Source organism: Streptomyces nymphaeiformis (genome assembly GCF_014203895.1).
Lineage (GTDB): Bacteria > Actinomycetota > Actinomycetes > Streptomycetales > Streptomycetaceae > Streptomyces > Streptomyces nymphaeiformis.
The window spans coordinates 221,897-238,540 of sequence record NZ_JACHJY010000009.1 but is presented as its reverse complement, the minus strand read 5'-3'; the positions used below and the strand labels follow the sequence as shown (position 1 = coordinate 238,540).

Below are 16,644 nucleotides of genomic sequence, written 5' to 3'. Positions count from 1 at the left end.
GTGATGTGAGGAAGAGGATTCTTGCAGCGCAAGACCCCTGTGCCGACAGCTGGAATGACGGGCCGGCCACAGAGGCAGGGCGAGCCGTCCCCTTCGGGAGCGGCCCGCCTTGACAGGGCTGCTGGTTGATCAGCAGTCGGCTAGAAGATGCCGGTGATGACGGTGGCCCAGCCGGCGGTGCCGGCAAGGCGAGGTGTTCCGTGCCACGTGGAACCGCCGGGGTAGGTGAGCAGGCAGCCGGTCGGGCAGAGCCTGCTGGTCAAGTTGCCCGACCCGTCGATGTACTCGACGGGAGTGTCGGGGTCGGCGGGTGTTGTGGCCCAGATGTCGCCCTGCTCTTGGCCGACAGTGGGTGTGAACTGCTTGAATTTGTATAGCGTGCCCGGTGAGTCTGGGCCGGCGTCAGGTTCCTTGTACAGGAACTCGGCATCATTGACGGTTCCCTGGATGTTGCCCGGTGAGGTGAGGTAGGGGCGCTGGGTCCAGCCGCCGCTGCCGTATTCCTTCCTGTCCGCGAAGGGGAAGGAGAGAGTGCAGCCGGGGCAGGTGCCGGTGAGCTTGCCCGGGTAGAGCCACAGCTTGCCGGTGGCGGGCTCGCGGCCGACGAGGTCGCCGACACCGTCGCCGTTGATGTCATCTACGGCAAGGTTGGTGAAGTCTCTCCACCCACCGGTGCCGAGAGTGGTCGGCTCTGCGCTGAAGGGCCCGGTCTGGTCCTGAGAGCCATCGGCGGCGGCTTTGCCGCTGTAGAGCAGGAGCTCGGCGTTGACGCAGTTCGTGCGCTTGTCGGAGTCGTCCCAGAGGCATTCGACGGTGATGAGGTCGTTTCCGGGCTTGCCGTCGATGTTGCCGGGCAGCACGATCTGGCGCAGGCCGAGCCAGTCATCTTGAGTCGAGTGGGCGATCTCCTGGCGGGCGTAGACCCAGGGGGAGCCCATTCCGTTGCCCGGGTACACAAAGAGGTGGTACCTGTACTTGCCGTCATCATCCTTCAGGAGGAGACGGACGACAAAGTCCTCGTAGCCGTCTGGGCCCTCGTTGGAATTGATGAGGCTCTGGAGGTCACCGCCGTGGGCGATGAGCGATCCGCTCCAGCCGCCGGTGCCGACGATCTTTCCTGCCGCCGGGGTTCCGAGGGTTCCGTTGCCCGCGTAGAGGGACAGTTTGCCGTCGGTGTCGGTGGCGACGAAGTCGGCGTATCCGTCTCCGTTGAGGTCTCCACGGCGGTCGTGGGGGTAGGCGCCCAGCGTGGTGGGGTTGATGCCGGGCTCGTAGACCATCTCGGACTTGGTGGTGGAGAGCTGCTTCTCCTCGTAACCACCGTCGACAGGGGAGTGGTTGTCGGCGGCGTCGTAAGCCACGGCGTAGAGGGTGCTGTACGGGTAGGTCGCGGGGGTGAAGGTGATGGTGGCGGTGTTGTTCGCGTCCGTGCCGGCGTTCACCCACGTACCGTTGGAGCAACGCCCGTTGTCGACCGAGACGTAGTGGTCGGACCAGCAGTAGCCGACCACGTCGGCTGTGGGGTGGGTGAGGCGGAGCGTGACCGGCTTGCGGGCCGGGTACAGGTCCCTGGGCCGAGTGCTGCCGTCGAGGTTCTTGGTAGTGCCGTCTTCGTCGGCGGCACTGCCGTCGGTGTTGAGGACGGCTACCGGGATCTTGGGGAAGTAAGAATCGACCGTGAAGGAACAAGTAGCGGTCGGGGCGCTGTCAGGACCTTCGCCGTCGACCGCGTACACACTCCACGTGTACGTGCCGTTGACAAGGTTCTTGGAGGGCATGGTCGCAGACGCCTGCTTGCCACTCGTCACCCATTGATAGTTCACGTTCGGCGAGAAGGAGATCACCGTACCGTTGGAGTTCTTGACGACGAAGACGGCCTTGACCTGGCCGCCGTCGCGGTCGGTGACCTTGGCGGTGAGGGCGATGCCACTGTTGCCGATGGCAGTGCCACAGGGCACGGGCTTGTTGCCGTCACCCGAGGGAACCCAGGAGCCCTCGTATGCGGCCGAGGCGTCCACGGTGGGCTTGAAGTTGTAGTCGACCTCGAGGACCGGGTTGTTGCGGAAACGCTTGAAGCTGTTCACGTCACCGAGGTAGCTGTCCGGGACACGCAGCCCGAAGGCGAGGGGGTCCCAGCTGTTGTTGGCCGCCTGCTGCACGTAGGTGGTCAGCGCGGCACTGCTGAAGTCGTGGCCGAGGTCGCCGGGGCAGTAGGTGTCGTTGCCGCCGGCGAAGGAGCCGGAGTCCAGCTTGCTGCCCCAGTAGCTTCCCTGGGAGTTCCAGGTCGGGGTGGTGGTGATGTCCTTTGCGGACCACAGCTCCGTCGGCCCGGCGACGCTAGGGGTGCAGGACCACGTGTGGGTCTCGATGACAGCGAACCTGGCGCCGGTGATGGTGGCGCCCTGCAGGCCGTTGGTGTCCATGGCAAAGAACGAGCGGGTGTCGCCGGTCCCGTTGAAGCCGACCCGCGGCTCATCGGCGGGCGTGGAGGAGTTCCAGCCGGTGCCGTTGGGGTAGGCGGCGCTCGGCGTCGCCGAGTACACCACCGCCCACTTCTCACGGGACCCACCGCTGAAGCGCGGATCGATGATCAGCGGGAACTGGTCCGCCGTGGCGAGAAGGCCAGGGTCCGGAGCCAGCGTGAGAGTGTTGCCACTCACGTCCGCGGAGACAGGGGCGCTGCTGGGGGTCTCGGACTCCGAAGCCTCGGCAGAAGCCATCATCGCCGACATCCCAGCCGCGGCTGGCTGCTGCTCCTCGGGTGCAGCCGCCGGCTGCTCCCACATCTTGGGCGCCGGTGCACTGAAGACGGTCTCGCCGGCTTCATCCTTGGCCAGGAGCTTGTGGTCGGCGGTCTCGGTGAGGGTGACTCCGTCAGTCTGGAGGCCGAGTTCGATGCTGCGCAGGGCTGGATTGGCTGCGGCTTCGGGGGTGTTGACGACCAAGTGCTGGGCGAAGCCGTCGACTTCGGCCATGAGCTTCAGATCCACGCCGGGAAGCACGGAGCGGTACGTCACGGTGTCGCCGTTGATGACCGGCTCGGGCAGAGGGCCTGGCCAGGACAGGGCGAGCTTCTTGCCGTGCTTGACCATCGTGGCCAGCGGCTGGGAGCCGCCGCCTGAGAAGGCGATGGAGAAGGCCGGGGCAGTCGGTGCGATCGATCCGTCGGACTTCTTGATGAGCTTCGTATCGGTCTGACGCCAATGGCCATCGAACCGTGTCCACTTCGGAGTGGCGTAGGAGCGGCGGGTAGTGCTGCCGTCGGGGTTGGCGAAGAACTCGGCCGTCTCCTCGCGACGGTCGATGATCTCCACACGCTGACCCGTCCGAGCGGCCGTAGCGAAGGCCGTCTTCTCGAACTCGGCTTCCGGCGCCGTGGTCTCGCCCGCAGTTTCACCCGCGGTGTTCACGGTCGTGGAGGTCTCGGGCAGGGCCACGGCCGCCGAGACGGGCCACGCCATCGAGGCGGCTATTGCCAGAGCGATTGACCTGCGGCCGCGTCTGGATCTGGTGGTGCTCATGTTCTGTGATGCCTTTCCGGAGGGCACGGCTCTCTTTGCGGGCAAGAAAGCAAATCCTGTCTCTCCTGGCGCCGGACTCTATCCCGCGCGCAGACGCCACAGTGCACCGGGCGCCTCTTTCGCCTGACTCGAAGCAAGTTTCTTGTGTGAAGAGAACGCCACAAGCGGAATCAATGCGTCCGGATCTCGCCTGCCTGGAAATAAGCGCCTTTTGTCCCTTGATGGAACACAAAAGGCCTGGTTAGACGGTTGGTCACGCTTGCAGGGGGTCGTCGGGGGGTTGGGCGGCGGCGGCCGCTTATTCGGAATCTGGCTTCGCATTTGTGCTTGCCAAGTGTGCATACTGCGGTGTTGGATGCGAGAGATCATCGAACTTTCATGTTCTCTATCGGGGTGGGTATTTCAATGTTGTTCCGCCATGGCTTTGCCATGCCTATTTATGGGCGCCTGGAAAGGCGAGCGGCGAGGCAAGCGAGAACCGGGATTGCGGGAGTTCTTTCTGCAGCCCTGAGTGTTTCCCTGCTTTCCGCACCTGCATGGGCTGTACAGGCCGAAGCTCCAAGGCCTCCGGCTGTGCCGAAGACCAAGTCCGTCAACGGCACCGACTACATCCCCACAGGGCTGAAGAGAAGACCCAAAGCGGACCCGCCCTGGCAAGCACCACCAGTCACCTGGCCCGCTGCCGCCACGCAACAGCTCACCGTTGATGCCGGCGTACAGAACCGCGTCACGGTCGGGGGAGTGCCGGTCCGCCTCGGCCGCGCTGCCTCGCACGCGAAGAAGACCAGCGCCGGCTCCGACCGGCTGGAGCTCGCGGTCAAGGACCGCGCCACCGCCCAGAAGGCGGGCGTCGACGGCCTGCTGATGTCGCTGCGCGACACCGATTCGGCAAGCGCCTCTTCGAACCGGCTCGACGTCGAGATCGACTACACGGCTATCCGTGGCGCGTACGCGGCGGGATGGTCCTCCCGTCTGCGTCTCGTGACGCTCCCGGCGTGCGCTCTGACGACGCCCGAGAAGCCGGAGTGCCGCAAGCAGACACCGCTGGCTACCGAGAACGACACCAAGAACCACACCCTGAGCGCCACGCTGACGACGGCGGGTTCCGCAACCCCTCAGGTGCCTGCGACCGGCGCAGCGGCCAAGACGTCGGCCACGCTGTCCTCGCTCGCGATGAGCACCTCAGGTGCCACGGTCCTGGCCGCCACTGCTGGCGCCAGCGGCAGTGAGGGCTCCTTCAAGGCGACCTCACTTAGCGCCTCCGGCTCTTGGTCGGCCGAGGGGAACTCGGGTGGCTTCGGCTGGAGTGTGCCGATCGACGTCCCCACCGCACCGGGCGGCCTCGTCCCGAAGATCGCCCTGTCCTACAACTCCTCCGCGATCGACGGACGCACTGCATCGACGAACAACCAGCCATCCTGGATCGGTGAGGGTTGGGAGTACTCGCCCGGCTTCATCGAGCGCCGCTACGCCTCCTGCGAGAACGACAAGCAGGGCGGCAACAACACCGCCAACACCGGTGACCTGTGCTGGAAGTCGGAGAACGCCACCCTCTCCCTCAACGGCTCTTCCAACGAGCTTGTCTGGGACGCTGCCAAGAGCACCTGGAAGCTTGAAGGTGACGACGGCTCCCGCATCGAACGCGTCTACGACAGCGAGCCGAACAACTCGGGTGACGAAGACTCCGAGTACTGGAAGGTGACCACCACCGACGGGACCCAGTACTGGTTCGGCAAGAACCGCCTCCCGGGCTGGGCTACGGGAGAAACCGAAACCAACTCCGTCTTCACCGTCCCCGTCTACGGCAACCACACGGGCGAACAGGGCCACGCAGACGACTACGCCTCCTCCGCCGAGCAGCAGGGCTGGCGCTGGAGCCTCGACTACGTCGTCGACCCGCACGGCAACGCCATGGCCCTCTACTACACCAAGGAACAGGGCTACTACGCGCAGAACAGCAAGATCGACGACCCCAAGTCCTACACTCGCGGCGGCTACCTCAACCGCATCGACTACGGCCTGCGCGCCGGTGCCGTCTACACCACCACCAACCCCGCCGGCCGCGTCACCTTCACCACCGGCAACCGCTGCACCGCGACGGACTGCACCTTCGACAAGGCGCATGCCACCAGCTGGCCTGACACGCCTGTCGACCTGAACTGCACCTCCGGAACCGAATGCCTGCAAGGCGCTCCGTCGTTCTGGTCCAAGCAGCGCCTGACGAGCATCAACACCTACTCCCTCGTAGGCTCCACCCTGCAGCCGGTCGACATGTGGGCGCTGACCCAGTCCTTTCCTGCCACGGGCGACACCTCCACGCCGTCGCTGTGGCTGGACTCCGTACAGCGCACGGCCAAGGCCGGAGCCCTCGCCGACATCACCCTCAACCCCACCGTCTTCGACGGTGAGCTGATGGCCAACCGGGTCGACGCCGCCGAAGGCCGCCCCGCCCTGAACCGCAAGCGCATCACCAGCATCACCAACGAGACCGGCGGCCAGACCCTGGTCACCTACCACCCCACCGACTGCACCCCGACGACCCTTCCTACAGAGGACAACAACAGCAAGCGTTGCTACCCGTCCTGGTGGACCCCCGACGGCTACGTCGACCCGGTCAAGGACTGGTTCCACAAGTACCTCGTCTGGACAGTCACCGAGACCGACACCACAGGCGGCAGCGGCTCAGAGTCGAAGACCACCAGCTACAACTACGCAAACGGCCCGTACTGGCGACGCGACACCAGCGAGTTCACCCTCGACAAGCACCGGTCCTGGAACGTTTACCGCGGCTACGGCACCGTCCGCACCTACACCGGCACCACGAACCGGGTGAAGACCGAGAACACCTACTACCTCGGCATGGCCGGCGACACCCTTGCCAACGGCACCCCCCGTACCGTCGCCACCATCAACGGCATCACCGACCGCGAGGACTTTGTCGGCCGCGTCGCCTCCAGCGCGACCTACGACAAGAACGGCACCGACGGCAAGATCGTCATCAAGACCACCTACACCCCGTGGGAGTCTGCCGCCACCGCCACCCAGACGGTCAAGGGCATCACCGACCCCGACAAGCCGAACGACCCCGCCCCGACACTCCAGCCCAAAACCGCGTACCTGGCAGGCACCGCAACAGAGAAGGCCAGCGCCCTCCTCGACAACGGCACCTGGCGCACCCTCACCACCAACCGCACCTTCGACTCAACCTACGGACTCCTCCTGAAGGAGTCCGATGACGGAGCCGGTACGGTCGAAGCCCGCTGCACCTACATCAACTACGTCACCCCGGACACGAGCGACTGGCTCATCGCGTACCCCAGCGAGGTCGTCAGCACCGACAACACAAACTGCCTCTCCCGACCCAATGAGACCACCGGCCAGGCTCGCACCTACTACGACAATCAGGCCCTGGGAGCAGCGCCCGAGCTAGGCAAGGCCAACCCCACCCGGACAGAGCAGCTTTCCGAATACAAGCCTGACCTCACTCCCGTCTGGGACACCGTTGTCCAGGCCAGCCACGACCAGTACGGACGTGTTGTCACCCTCAAGGGCCAGGACGGGCAGCCCGTCACGACGACCTACGCCCCGGCCACAGGTGCACAGCCGACGACCATCTCGGTAACCAACGTCAAGAACCACACCACCAGCACGACCTTTGACGGTATGCGTGGCCTCACCCTGACGGCCAAAGATGCCAACAACCGTACGTCCAGCAGCGAGTACGACGCCCTCGGCCGGCTGACCAAGGGCTGGAGCACGGGCCGCGCCACTACTGAGCAGCCCAACGCCACCATCACCTACAACCTCTCCAACAGCATCCCTTCGACGGTCACCACGAAGAAGCTCTACGAGAACGGCACCTGGGGCACCAGCACCACCTTCTACGACTCGCTCCTTCGCGCCCGCCAGACCCAGACCGACGCCATCGGCACCACCGGCCGAGTCGTCAGCGAGACCTTCTACGACAACCACGGCCGCGCCTACCTCACCAACGCGCCCTTCTACAACAGCGCCGCGGTCTCGAACACGATGCTGGTTGTCACGCCCAACCAGATCCCGCAGGCCCTGCGCAACGAGTACGACGGCCGTGGCCGCATCATCGAGAGCGTTCAGCTCTCCCTGAACGTGGAGAAGTGGCGCACCAGCACCACCTACGGTGACTACTGGACGGCCAGCGTCCCGCCCGCCGGCGGCACTGCCACCCTCACGCTCGCCGATGTCCGTGGCCGTACGGTCGAGGAGCGCCAGTACAAGGACCGCAACCCGCTCATCGGCGCCGCTGCGACTCAGTACGAGAAGACGACCCGCAGCTACGACAAGGCGGGTCTGCTCGCTGCCGTCACGGACACGTCCAAGCGAAACTCCTGGACCTACACCTACGACCTGCGCGGCCGCCCGACGGGCACAACCGACCCAGACAAGGGCGCCAGCAGCACCCACTACAACACCGACGGCCGCGTCGACACGGTGTCCGACTCGCGTGGCACTCTCGCCACCACTTACGACGAACTCGGTCGCAAGACCAGCCTGCGCACCGGGTCGGTCACCGGCACCAAGCTCGCCGAGTGGACCTACGACATGGCCGGCGGTCTCGGGCTGCCCGCCACTTCCACCCGCTACGACTCGTCCATCACCGCCAATGCCGCATACAAGACCGCGGTCAAGGGCTACGACAGCACCGGCCAGCCCACCGGCACCACCGTGACTATCCCGTCAGTGACCGGCGAGGAACTGCTCGCCGGAACCTACACAGTCGCCACCACGGCCACCCCGGTCAGCGGCCTGCCGGAAACCGCCGCCTACAGCACCACCAACACCAACGCCACCACGCATCTGCCTGCCGAGACCGTCACCAACCATTTCGGCTCGCAGGACATGCTCGGCATTGTCGATGGCACCCTCAGCCAGGTCTACCTCCGCGGCGCCGGCTACACCCCCTTCGGAGAGCTCGCCCAGGCCCAGCTCGGCAACCTCGGCAGGCTCGTCACCCAGACGAACACCTACGAGGAGTCCACCCGGCGCCTCATTACTTCCAAGGTTGACCGCGAGGCGACCGGCCCCGCCACCCCATCCAGCATCACCTACAGCTACGACCCGGTCGGCAACATCACGTCCATCCGTGATGCCCAGGACGACGGCGCCTCCCTCGACCAGCAGTGCTTCACCTATGACTGGGCCCGCCGCATCACCGAGGCCTGGACCACAGGCGACGCCTGCGCCACCAAGCCCGTCAACGGCACCGGCATCCCGAACCTGGGCACCGTCGAGCCCTACTGGACCAGCTGGACCTTCACCGACACCGGCCAGCGCGCTACAGAGACCCTCCACAAGGCCGGAGCCATCACGGCCGATACCACTCGCACCTACGCCTACCCCACCACCGCTGGTGCCGCTCAGGCTCACGGCGTCCGCACCGTCACCGCCACCGGCGGCGTAACCGGTACGGACACTTACACCTACGACACCACCGGCAACCTCATCAAGAAGGCTCCGGCCAACGCCGGACCGGTCCAGGACCTGACCTGGAACGAAGAGGGCAAGCTCGCCACCTCCACGATCTCGGGCAAGACGACGTCGTTCCTCTACGACGCCGAAGGCACCCGGATCATCAAGCGCGACCCGACCACCACCACGCTCTATCTGCCCGGCGGCCAGGAACTCGCCCTCACTCGAAAGGTCGGCACCACCCCGGCAGTCATCGCCGGCGGCACCCGCTACTACACCGTGCCCGGCGGCTCCGCCATCCGCACCAGCAACGACGGCAAGGTCCGCCTCCTCGTCGCTGACCACCACAACACCAACACCCTCTCCTTCAGCGCCACCACCCTCACCTTCAACCGCCGCAGAACTCTCCCCTACGGCGGACAGAGGGGAGCGGCACCGGCCTTCTGGCCCGGCCAGAAGGGGTTCGTCGATGGCGACATCGACTCCACCACCGGCTTCACCCACATCGGCGCCCGCGACTACGACACGAGCCTCGGCCAATTCATCAGCGCCGACCCGCTTTTCGAAATCGACAAGCCTCAAACCCTCAACGGCTACAGCTACACCGTGCAGAACCCCATCACCTTCTCCGACCCCACCGGACTCGGAATCGACGACGGCACGGGCCACACCGAACGGCCCGGCAAGAAGAAGGGCGAAGGAACCGGAGTGCCTCGCGGCACTAACGCCGGTACGAATAGCAGCGACTCTGAGGGGTCGGGCGGCAGTGACGCCGGCCAGCTCGGGGACTCAGGAATCTACCTTCCCGTCGAAGACGACGAAGAAGCTCCTGATGGATTCTTCGCGACGTTTAACGCGGAGCTCCCCAAGCGGACTGCCCAGTGGAAGAAGGAAACCGGGGACGACAAACTCCCACGTGACCAGATAGCCGCCCTGGGAATGGAAGTCTGCTCCGACCTCGGCACCTGCACCGATGCGCAGATGGCTTACCTGTACGACGTCTACGTGACTCCCATCCTGAAGGAAGCGCCAGAGTGGGCAATGGGAGGAGGGCGCGGCGTAGCGGCTGGCCCTGGGCTTCGCAGAGTTATCGAGTCAATCAAGTCGCGTAAGGGAATTTCCTCCGCAGCAGGTTGCCCCCCTAACAGCTTCACGCCTGACACTCTCGTTCTGATGGCAGACGGGACAACAAAGAGGATCGAAGACGTACGGAAGGGGGATCGAGTTCTAGCTACTGACCCCGAAACCGGTGAGACGCGATTTGAAGAAGTCACGGCAGAGATCAAGGGGCACGGCACCAAGAAGATGGTGAAGGTCACCATCGACATCGATGGTGATAGCGGCACAGCTACAGCATCCGTCACGGCGACCGACGGACACCCCTTCTGGGTTCCGGAGCTCGGTGAATGGATCGAAGCTACCGATCTCCAGGAAGGCAGCTGGCTCCAGGTAGCGCGAGAAGGAAGCTACGTCCAGGTAGAATCCATCAAGCGTTGGACTGCAACCGAAGCGACGGTGTACAACCTCACCGTCGAAAGCCTCCACACGTACTATGTGCTGGCGGGACAGACTCCGGTTCTTGTTCACAACAGTACTTGTCCTACGGGTGCTGCGAATGGAGAGAAGCTTCGTAGGCAGCTCGCGGAGGAGGCTGGTCAACTTCCGGGTATTCGCTCGGCAGATGACATCTTCGATACTCCGTCTACCCTCAGGGGTGGCGTAACGCCCGATCAGGTCAAGCCGTTCTTTGAGGGTAAGCCAGGATGGCGTCAAGAAGGCTTGGGGCGCGGCAAGAACGCTGGAGGTGGATGGGTGATTCGCGAATACACGGATCGAGGAAACCCGACCGGGCGGATGCTCAGGTGGAATCCTGGCGGTGGCCATCATGGCGATGGCGCCTACTGGAGAGTCGTGGGCCCTGAGGGAGATCTGGGAGGGATCATTCGATGACCGGGGAGCGAAAGCTGGCCGACTTTCGGCGGTGGACTCTCGCCGTGTTGGACCTGCTCAGCGCAGAACCCGACCGTCAAGCTGCATATTTGCAGGCGTCAGGAGTGGGGGTGGATGAGATCTTGCTTCAGTTCGACGACGTGCTGCATGTAGCTCGCGCCAGAGTGGGCGATCGTTCGCTGAGTCATGAGGAATATCTCCTGCTTCAGTCGGTCAATGGGCACGCGGATGCAGTGAGTGCGGGGCCTGAGTCGATTTGGACTGATCTCGCGCTCGAAGAAGCGGTCGAATGGCGAGAGCTTCGGGCTGCGGCGAGAGTGGCGAAGGCGACTCTTGAGAGGTCTTGGAGTCAAGATTTCGATAACTCGCCGAAATCTCTCGATGGGTGATTCGTGGTGAATCTGCTTCGAATTCGCCAGTGTGAGCAAGAGGCGTTTCGGTAGTTCGCTGAAATAGACAACAAGTGCCCCCGCTGATTCACAGCAGTGGGGGCACTTGAGTCGTTTGACGGCAACGGTGACGGCAACGTCAGCGGACGACGGCTGCGGCGGATGGGGCGTCAGGGTCGTCACCGGTCGGGCTGAGGGCTGCGCCGAGGGTGTCGATGGCCTGGCGCTGAAGGCGGAGTCGGACGTGGGCGTGGACGCCAGCGGCGACGCTGATGTGGGCGTGGCCGAGGAGTTCCTTGATGACGACGAGGTCGTCGCCCTGTTCCAGGAGCAGGGTGGCGGTCGAGTGGCGGAGGTCGTGGAAGCGGATCGTCCGGAGCCTGGCCTTGTGGAGGAGGCGGCGGAAGCGACGGGTGAGGTTGGTGGGGTCGAGCGGCCTGCCCCTCGGGGTGATGAAGACGAGCCCTTGTCCGTCCAGCCCGTTCCGGCCACCTGGCGCTCTTCCTGCTGCCGTCCCTGGTGGATCTTGAGGGAGTTGATGCACTCGGTGGGCAGAGCAATGCGGCGTTCGGAGGCGAGCGTCTTGGTGTTCAGTACGGTCAGGCCCTGGGTGCGGGTGCGCTGGAGGGAGCGGTGGATGGTGGCGGTGCCGCTGTCGAGGTCGAGGTCTTCCCAGTGGAGGCCGAGGAGTTCGCCCTTGCGGAGTCCGGTGCGCAGGGCGAGTTCGTGCAGCGCGTGCAGCCGGTCACCGCTCGCCGCCTGGAGGAGCTGCCGCGCCTCGGCCACTGTATGTGGCTGGAAGCGTCTCGGGCGGGGCGCGGCGGTCTTGAACGTTCCGGGCTACGTTGCGCGGCAGCTCATCCTCGCGGATGGCCTGCTCCGGGGCGGACTTGAGGACCGAGTGGACGTACGTCACGGTCAGCGGCGACAGCATTTTGCCGCAGCACTGGCCGATGGTGCAGCAGGAACGCCGGGCCGCGTCTCGTTCCTGGGTGCAGCACTGGTAGCTGGTGCGGAACCCATCGAGGAAGGCGCGTACGTCGCGTGCGGTGAGCCGCGCGAGCTTCTTCTTGCCGAGCCCGGGGATGAGGTGGAGGCGGATGCAGGCGGCGTAGCGGGTGTGGATAGGTGGTGAAGCGGGCCCCCAGGAGGGGGCGTGGGCGTTGGACAGGACCGCGCCCGCGTAGTCGTATGAACGCCAGGGCGTCTATCCTCGTTGGCCGTGCCCATCTGGGATTCGAGCCGCCTTGCCAAGCGCATAGGCTGGTTTGTCTGTAGGGCGCGGGGACCGGCCTACGCAAGGGACGCCTCGTGACCGCGCTCGCCAACATCCCCGACCAGCTCCTCCCGCTCGCCGTCCCCATCGCGGAGCTGACGCCCTACTACCGCAACCCCCGCACCGGCGACCTCCCGGCCATCACCGAGTCCCTGACCGTGAACGGCCAGTACCGCGCCGTCGTCGTCAACAAGGGAACGCACACCGGCCGCCCCAACGAGATCCTGGCAGGCAACCACACCGTCGCCGCCGCCCAGCAGCTCGGCTGGGAGCAGATCGCCGCCACCTGGGTCGACGTCGACGACCAGGCCGCCGCGCGCATCGTCGTGGTCGACAACCGCACCAACGACCTCGCCGGCTACGACACCGCCCTGCTCGCCGAAGTCCTCTCCGAGATCCCCGACCTCGGCGGAACCGGCTACGACCGCGAGAGCGTCGACCGACTCCTCGACGACACCTCCCTGCCCGAGACCCTGGAGCTCACCTCCGACGGAGCGGGCACCGGCGCGGCCGCCACCGTCGACTACCTCCAGTGGGGCTACCTCCAGTGGCAGTCCAAGCGCGTCCGGATCACCGCCGAGGAGGTCGAGGCCCTGGACGCCATCTACACGAAGTTCGTCGACGACACGAACAGCGACATGGGCTTCGGCTGGCACGTCCTGCAGCAGGCCCACCAGGAGGGCGCGGCATGAGCAAGGTGCCCACCACGACGTTCCACGAGTCGTACCCGCTCGACCAGCTCCGCCCCGCCGACTACAACCCGCGCCGCCTCAGCGAGACCGCGTTCATCCGCCTCCAGGCGTCCCTGCGTCGGCACGGCGTCGTCAAGCCGGTCATCCTCAACGCCGACGGGACCCTGGTCGCGGGCCACCAGAGAACGAAGGGCCTCAAGGCGATCGGGCTGACGCACACGCCCGCGGTCATGCTCGGCAGCAAGGTGAGGTTGCAGGACGAGATCCAGTTCAACCTCCTCCACAACCGTGTCGAGACCGAGGCCAGCGTCGTCTACGCCGACCCCGGCGAGCTCGGTGCCTGGTCCTGGATCCCCTGGCAGTCCATCCGCGTCGCCGAACGCAAGAACCTCAGCTTCATCAACGCGATCGGACACATGGCCGCCGGCCACGGCCCCTGGGACAGCGTCGTCATGGACGACCAGGGCCGCATCGTCCTCAACGCCGAGTACGCCGTCGTCGCGTCCATCAACCGCTTCGACCTCCTCGCCTGGACCGTGCCCTCCTCCGAGGCCGCTCAGCTGCACGCCGACCTCACCGGCGAGTACGGCGTCTACGACTGGACCGCCATCGAGGACAAGGCACCCGTCTGGAACCAGCACATCGTCCAGCCCAAGCGACTCCGGCAGTTCTCCTCCAAGGCCAAGGCCGGCAAGCTCGCCTACGGCTCGGAGACCTGGGACCAGCTCGTCACCCCATTCCTCAAGCCCAGCCACCATGTCATGGGCTTCGGCGCTGGGCGCGGGGACTACACCAAGCACCTGCGCGCCATCGGCTTCAATATCTCTTCCGGGTGCTCTTGCTGCTGCGCAGGCCGGTGGTGATGAGGTGATAGGTGCCGTGGCAGCAGAGCCTGGCGCAGGAGGGGCAGTGGGCGGTGCGGCGTTGCCATAGCGGACCAGGAGGCGCCTGGTTGGCGGCTCTTTGGATGCGACGTCATTCCGGACCAAGCGAAAGGTGGCGGCAGCTCCACGCCCCCATCGGGCGGGTCGTGCAACCCGTCCAGAGACTCCGGATCGGAGCCAGCGCTCTACCGGTGCAGCACGAGGCCCTTGGCGCCGCACCCGAGAGGTTCCTCGACTGGGGTGCGGGGTACTGGAGGCATAGCTCCATTACTGCGGCCGGAGCACGGCGCGAGTCGGTGGCTGCGTTGGGCCGGCATCTTGCAGCGACGCGCTGTGCAGACTGCTTGGCGCGGCCGACGGAAACCGGAAGCCATCCGGCAGCGGCGCAAAATCCCAGAGAAGTCCCACAGACACCACCACACCCCTCCCGGGTCCACGTTTATGCAGGTCAGGAGGGGTGTGAGAGATGTCTGTCCAGGGACTGTCAGATGTCCCGGAAGATCTCGATCTGCGCGCCGATCGAGTTCAGGCGCTCCGCCAGGTCCTCGTACCCCCGGTTGATGACGTAGACGTTCCGGAGGACCGACGTGCCCTCCGCCGCCATCATCGCGAGGAGGACGACGACCGCCGGGCGCAGGGCCGGGGGGCACATCATCTCGGCGGCGCGCCAGCGGGTGGGGCCTTCGACCAGGACGCGGTGGGGGTCCAGGAGCTGGAGGCGGCCGCCGAGGCGGTTGAGGTCGGTGAGGTAGATGGCGCGGTTGTCGTAGACCCAGTCGTGGATGAGGGTCTTGCCCTGGGCCGTCGCGGCGATCGCCGCGAAGAAGGGGACGTTGTCGATGTTCAGGCCCGGGAACGGCATCGGGTGGATCTTGTCGATCGGCGCTTCCAGCTTGGAGGGGCGGACCGTGAGGTCGACGAGGCGGGTGCGGCCGTTGTCCGCCGCGTACTCCGCGGAGCGGTCGTGGTCGAGGCCCATCTCCTCCAGGACCGCGAGCTCGATCTCCATGAACTCGATCGGGACCCGGCGGATCGTCAGTTCCGATTCCGTGACGACCGCCGCGGCCAGGAGGCTCATCGCCTCGACCGGGTCCTCCGAGGGGGAGTAGTCGACGTCCACGTCGATCTGGGGGATGCCGTGGACCGTCAGGGTGGTCGTGCCGATGCCGTCCACCCGTACGCCCAGCGCCTCCAGGAAGAAGCAGAGGTCCTGGACCATGTAGTTGGAGGAGGCGTTGCGGATGACGGTCACGCCGTCGTGGCGGGCGGCCGCGAGGAGGGCGTTCTCCGTCACGGTGTCGCCGCGCTCGGTCAGGACGATCGGGCGGTCGGGGGAGACCGAGCGCTCGACCTGGGCGTGGTAGATGCCCTCGGTGGCCGTGACCTCCAGGCCGAAGCGGCGCAGCGCGATCATGTGCGGCTCGATCGTGCGCGTACCGAGGTCGCAGCCGCCGGCGTACGGCAGCTTGAAGCGGTCCATGCGGTGCAGCAGCGGGCCGAGGAACATGATGATCGAGCGGGTGCGGATCGCGGCCTCGGAGTCGATGGACTCCATGTCGAGCTCGGCCGGCGGGACGATCTCCAGGTCCACGCCGTCGTTGATCCAGCGGGTGCGGACGCCGACGGAGTTGAGGACCTCCAGGAGCCGGAAGACCTCCTCGATGCGGGCGACGCGGCGCAGGACGGTGCGGCCCTTGTTGAGGAGGGAGGCGCAGAGCAGCGCGACACAGGCGTTCTTGCTCGTCTTGACGTCGATGGCGCCGGAGAGGCGCCGGCGGCCGACGACCCGGAGGTGCATCGGGCCGGCGTAGCCGAGGGAGACGATCTCGCTGTCGAGGGCTTCGCCGATACGGGCGATCATCTCAAGGCTGATGTTCTGGTTGCCGCGCTCGATCCGGTTGACGGCGCTCTGGCTCGTGGCCAGCGCTTCGGCGAGCTGCGTCTGCGTCCAGCCACGGTGCTGCCGGGCGTCACGGATGAGCTTGCCGATGCGTACGAGGTAGTCGTCTGCCATGGCGTCAACTTATCTCAGATATGAGATGCGACCTGTCATCGGGGTGGGCTATCGGGGTGAAGCGCCGTGCGCGGTCGGGTGACTTGGCTGGTAGAGCGGGAGTTCGGTGCCGCTCGGCAGCCGCACCGCGGCGAGCAGGCCCCAGGTCTGTTCGGTGATGGCCCGTGAGATCTCCGCGCCCCGGTCCTCCAGGGTTGTCAGGGTTTGGGTGAGGTCGTCACACATGAGGTAGACCTCGTGCTTGGGCTCGTCGGTGGTGGGGTGCACCGCGATCTCGGCGGGCGGCAGCTTGAAGATGAGCCAGCCGCCCCCGGCGTCCACGTGCTCGAAGCCGACGACGTCCTTGAGGAAGGCCCGGTCGGCTTCCGCGTCCCGGGTGTAGAGAATCACGTGCGCGCCGCTGAACATGATCCGATCGTCGGCCGGGGGGTCGGCTGCGGCAATCGGGCGGCGTCCGTACGGGGTGCGGTCGG

The 16,644-nt window shown here is 65.9% G+C and carries 7 protein-coding genes and 1 pseudogene; 4 read left to right on the top strand and 4 right to left on the bottom strand.

What is annotated here, in order from left to right:
- Positions 1-140: 140 nt before the first annotated feature.
- Positions 141-3,521, bottom strand: coding sequence for a VCBS repeat-containing protein (locus tag GGE06_RS29790; protein WP_184932294.1), 3,381 nt, complete (start codon positions 3,519-3,521; stop codon positions 141-143).
- A gap of 573 nt (positions 3,522-4,094) precedes the next feature.
- Here GGE06_RS29790 and GGE06_RS43850 point away from each other — a divergent pair.
- Together GGE06_RS43850 and GGE06_RS29780 are read left to right on the top strand one after the other, a co-directional pair.
- The gene (locus GGE06_RS43850; protein ID WP_184932293.1) at positions 4,095-10,916 is read left to right on the top strand and encodes a polymorphic toxin-type HINT domain-containing protein; all 6,822 of its coding nucleotides are present in this window, start codon (positions 4,095-4,097) and stop codon (positions 10,914-10,916) included.
- Between the two features lie 44 nt (positions 10,917-10,960).
- Positions 10,961-11,305 carry a hypothetical protein gene (locus tag GGE06_RS29780; RefSeq protein ID WP_221518645.1) on the top strand — a complete coding sequence of 115 codons (345 nt, stop codon included), beginning with the start codon at positions 10,961-10,963 and terminating at the stop codon, positions 11,303-11,305.
- Positions 11,306-11,444: 139 nt separating this feature from the next.
- Here GGE06_RS29780 and GGE06_RS42890 read toward each other — a convergent pair.
- Positions 11,445-12,428, bottom strand: a pseudogene (locus GGE06_RS42890) (tyrosine-type recombinase/integrase); the annotation flags it as partial.
- A 188-nt stretch (positions 12,429-12,616) separates the two neighbouring features.
- Between GGE06_RS42890 and GGE06_RS29770 the strand changes: the two are divergent.
- Together GGE06_RS29770 and GGE06_RS29765 are read left to right on the top strand one after the other, a co-directional pair.
- Positions 12,617-13,273, top strand: a complete 657-nt coding sequence (locus GGE06_RS29770) for a ParB N-terminal domain-containing protein (protein WP_184932291.1) — start codon at positions 12,617-12,619, stop codon at positions 13,271-13,273.
- Positions 13,270-14,136 (top strand): ParB N-terminal domain-containing protein, encoded by an 867-nt coding sequence (locus tag GGE06_RS29765; RefSeq protein ID WP_184932290.1) that lies wholly within the window; start codon positions 13,270-13,272, stop codon positions 14,134-14,136. The genes GGE06_RS29770 and GGE06_RS29765 overlap by 4 nt, the downstream gene beginning before the upstream one ends.
- A 505-nt stretch (positions 14,137-14,641) precedes the next feature.
- On the opposite strand, the gene GGE06_RS29760 is transcribed toward GGE06_RS29765, so the two are convergent.
- The gene (locus GGE06_RS29760; protein WP_116158326.1) at positions 14,642-16,171 is read right to left on the bottom strand and encodes a helix-turn-helix domain-containing protein; all 1,530 of its coding nucleotides are present in this window, start codon (positions 16,169-16,171) and stop codon (positions 14,642-14,644) included.
- A 48-nt stretch (positions 16,172-16,219) separates the two neighbouring features.
- Positions 16,220-16,579, bottom strand: coding sequence for a VOC family protein (locus GGE06_RS29755; protein ID WP_116158325.1), 360 nt, complete (start codon positions 16,577-16,579; stop codon positions 16,220-16,222).
- Between the last annotated feature and the right edge of the window lie 65 nt (positions 16,580-16,644).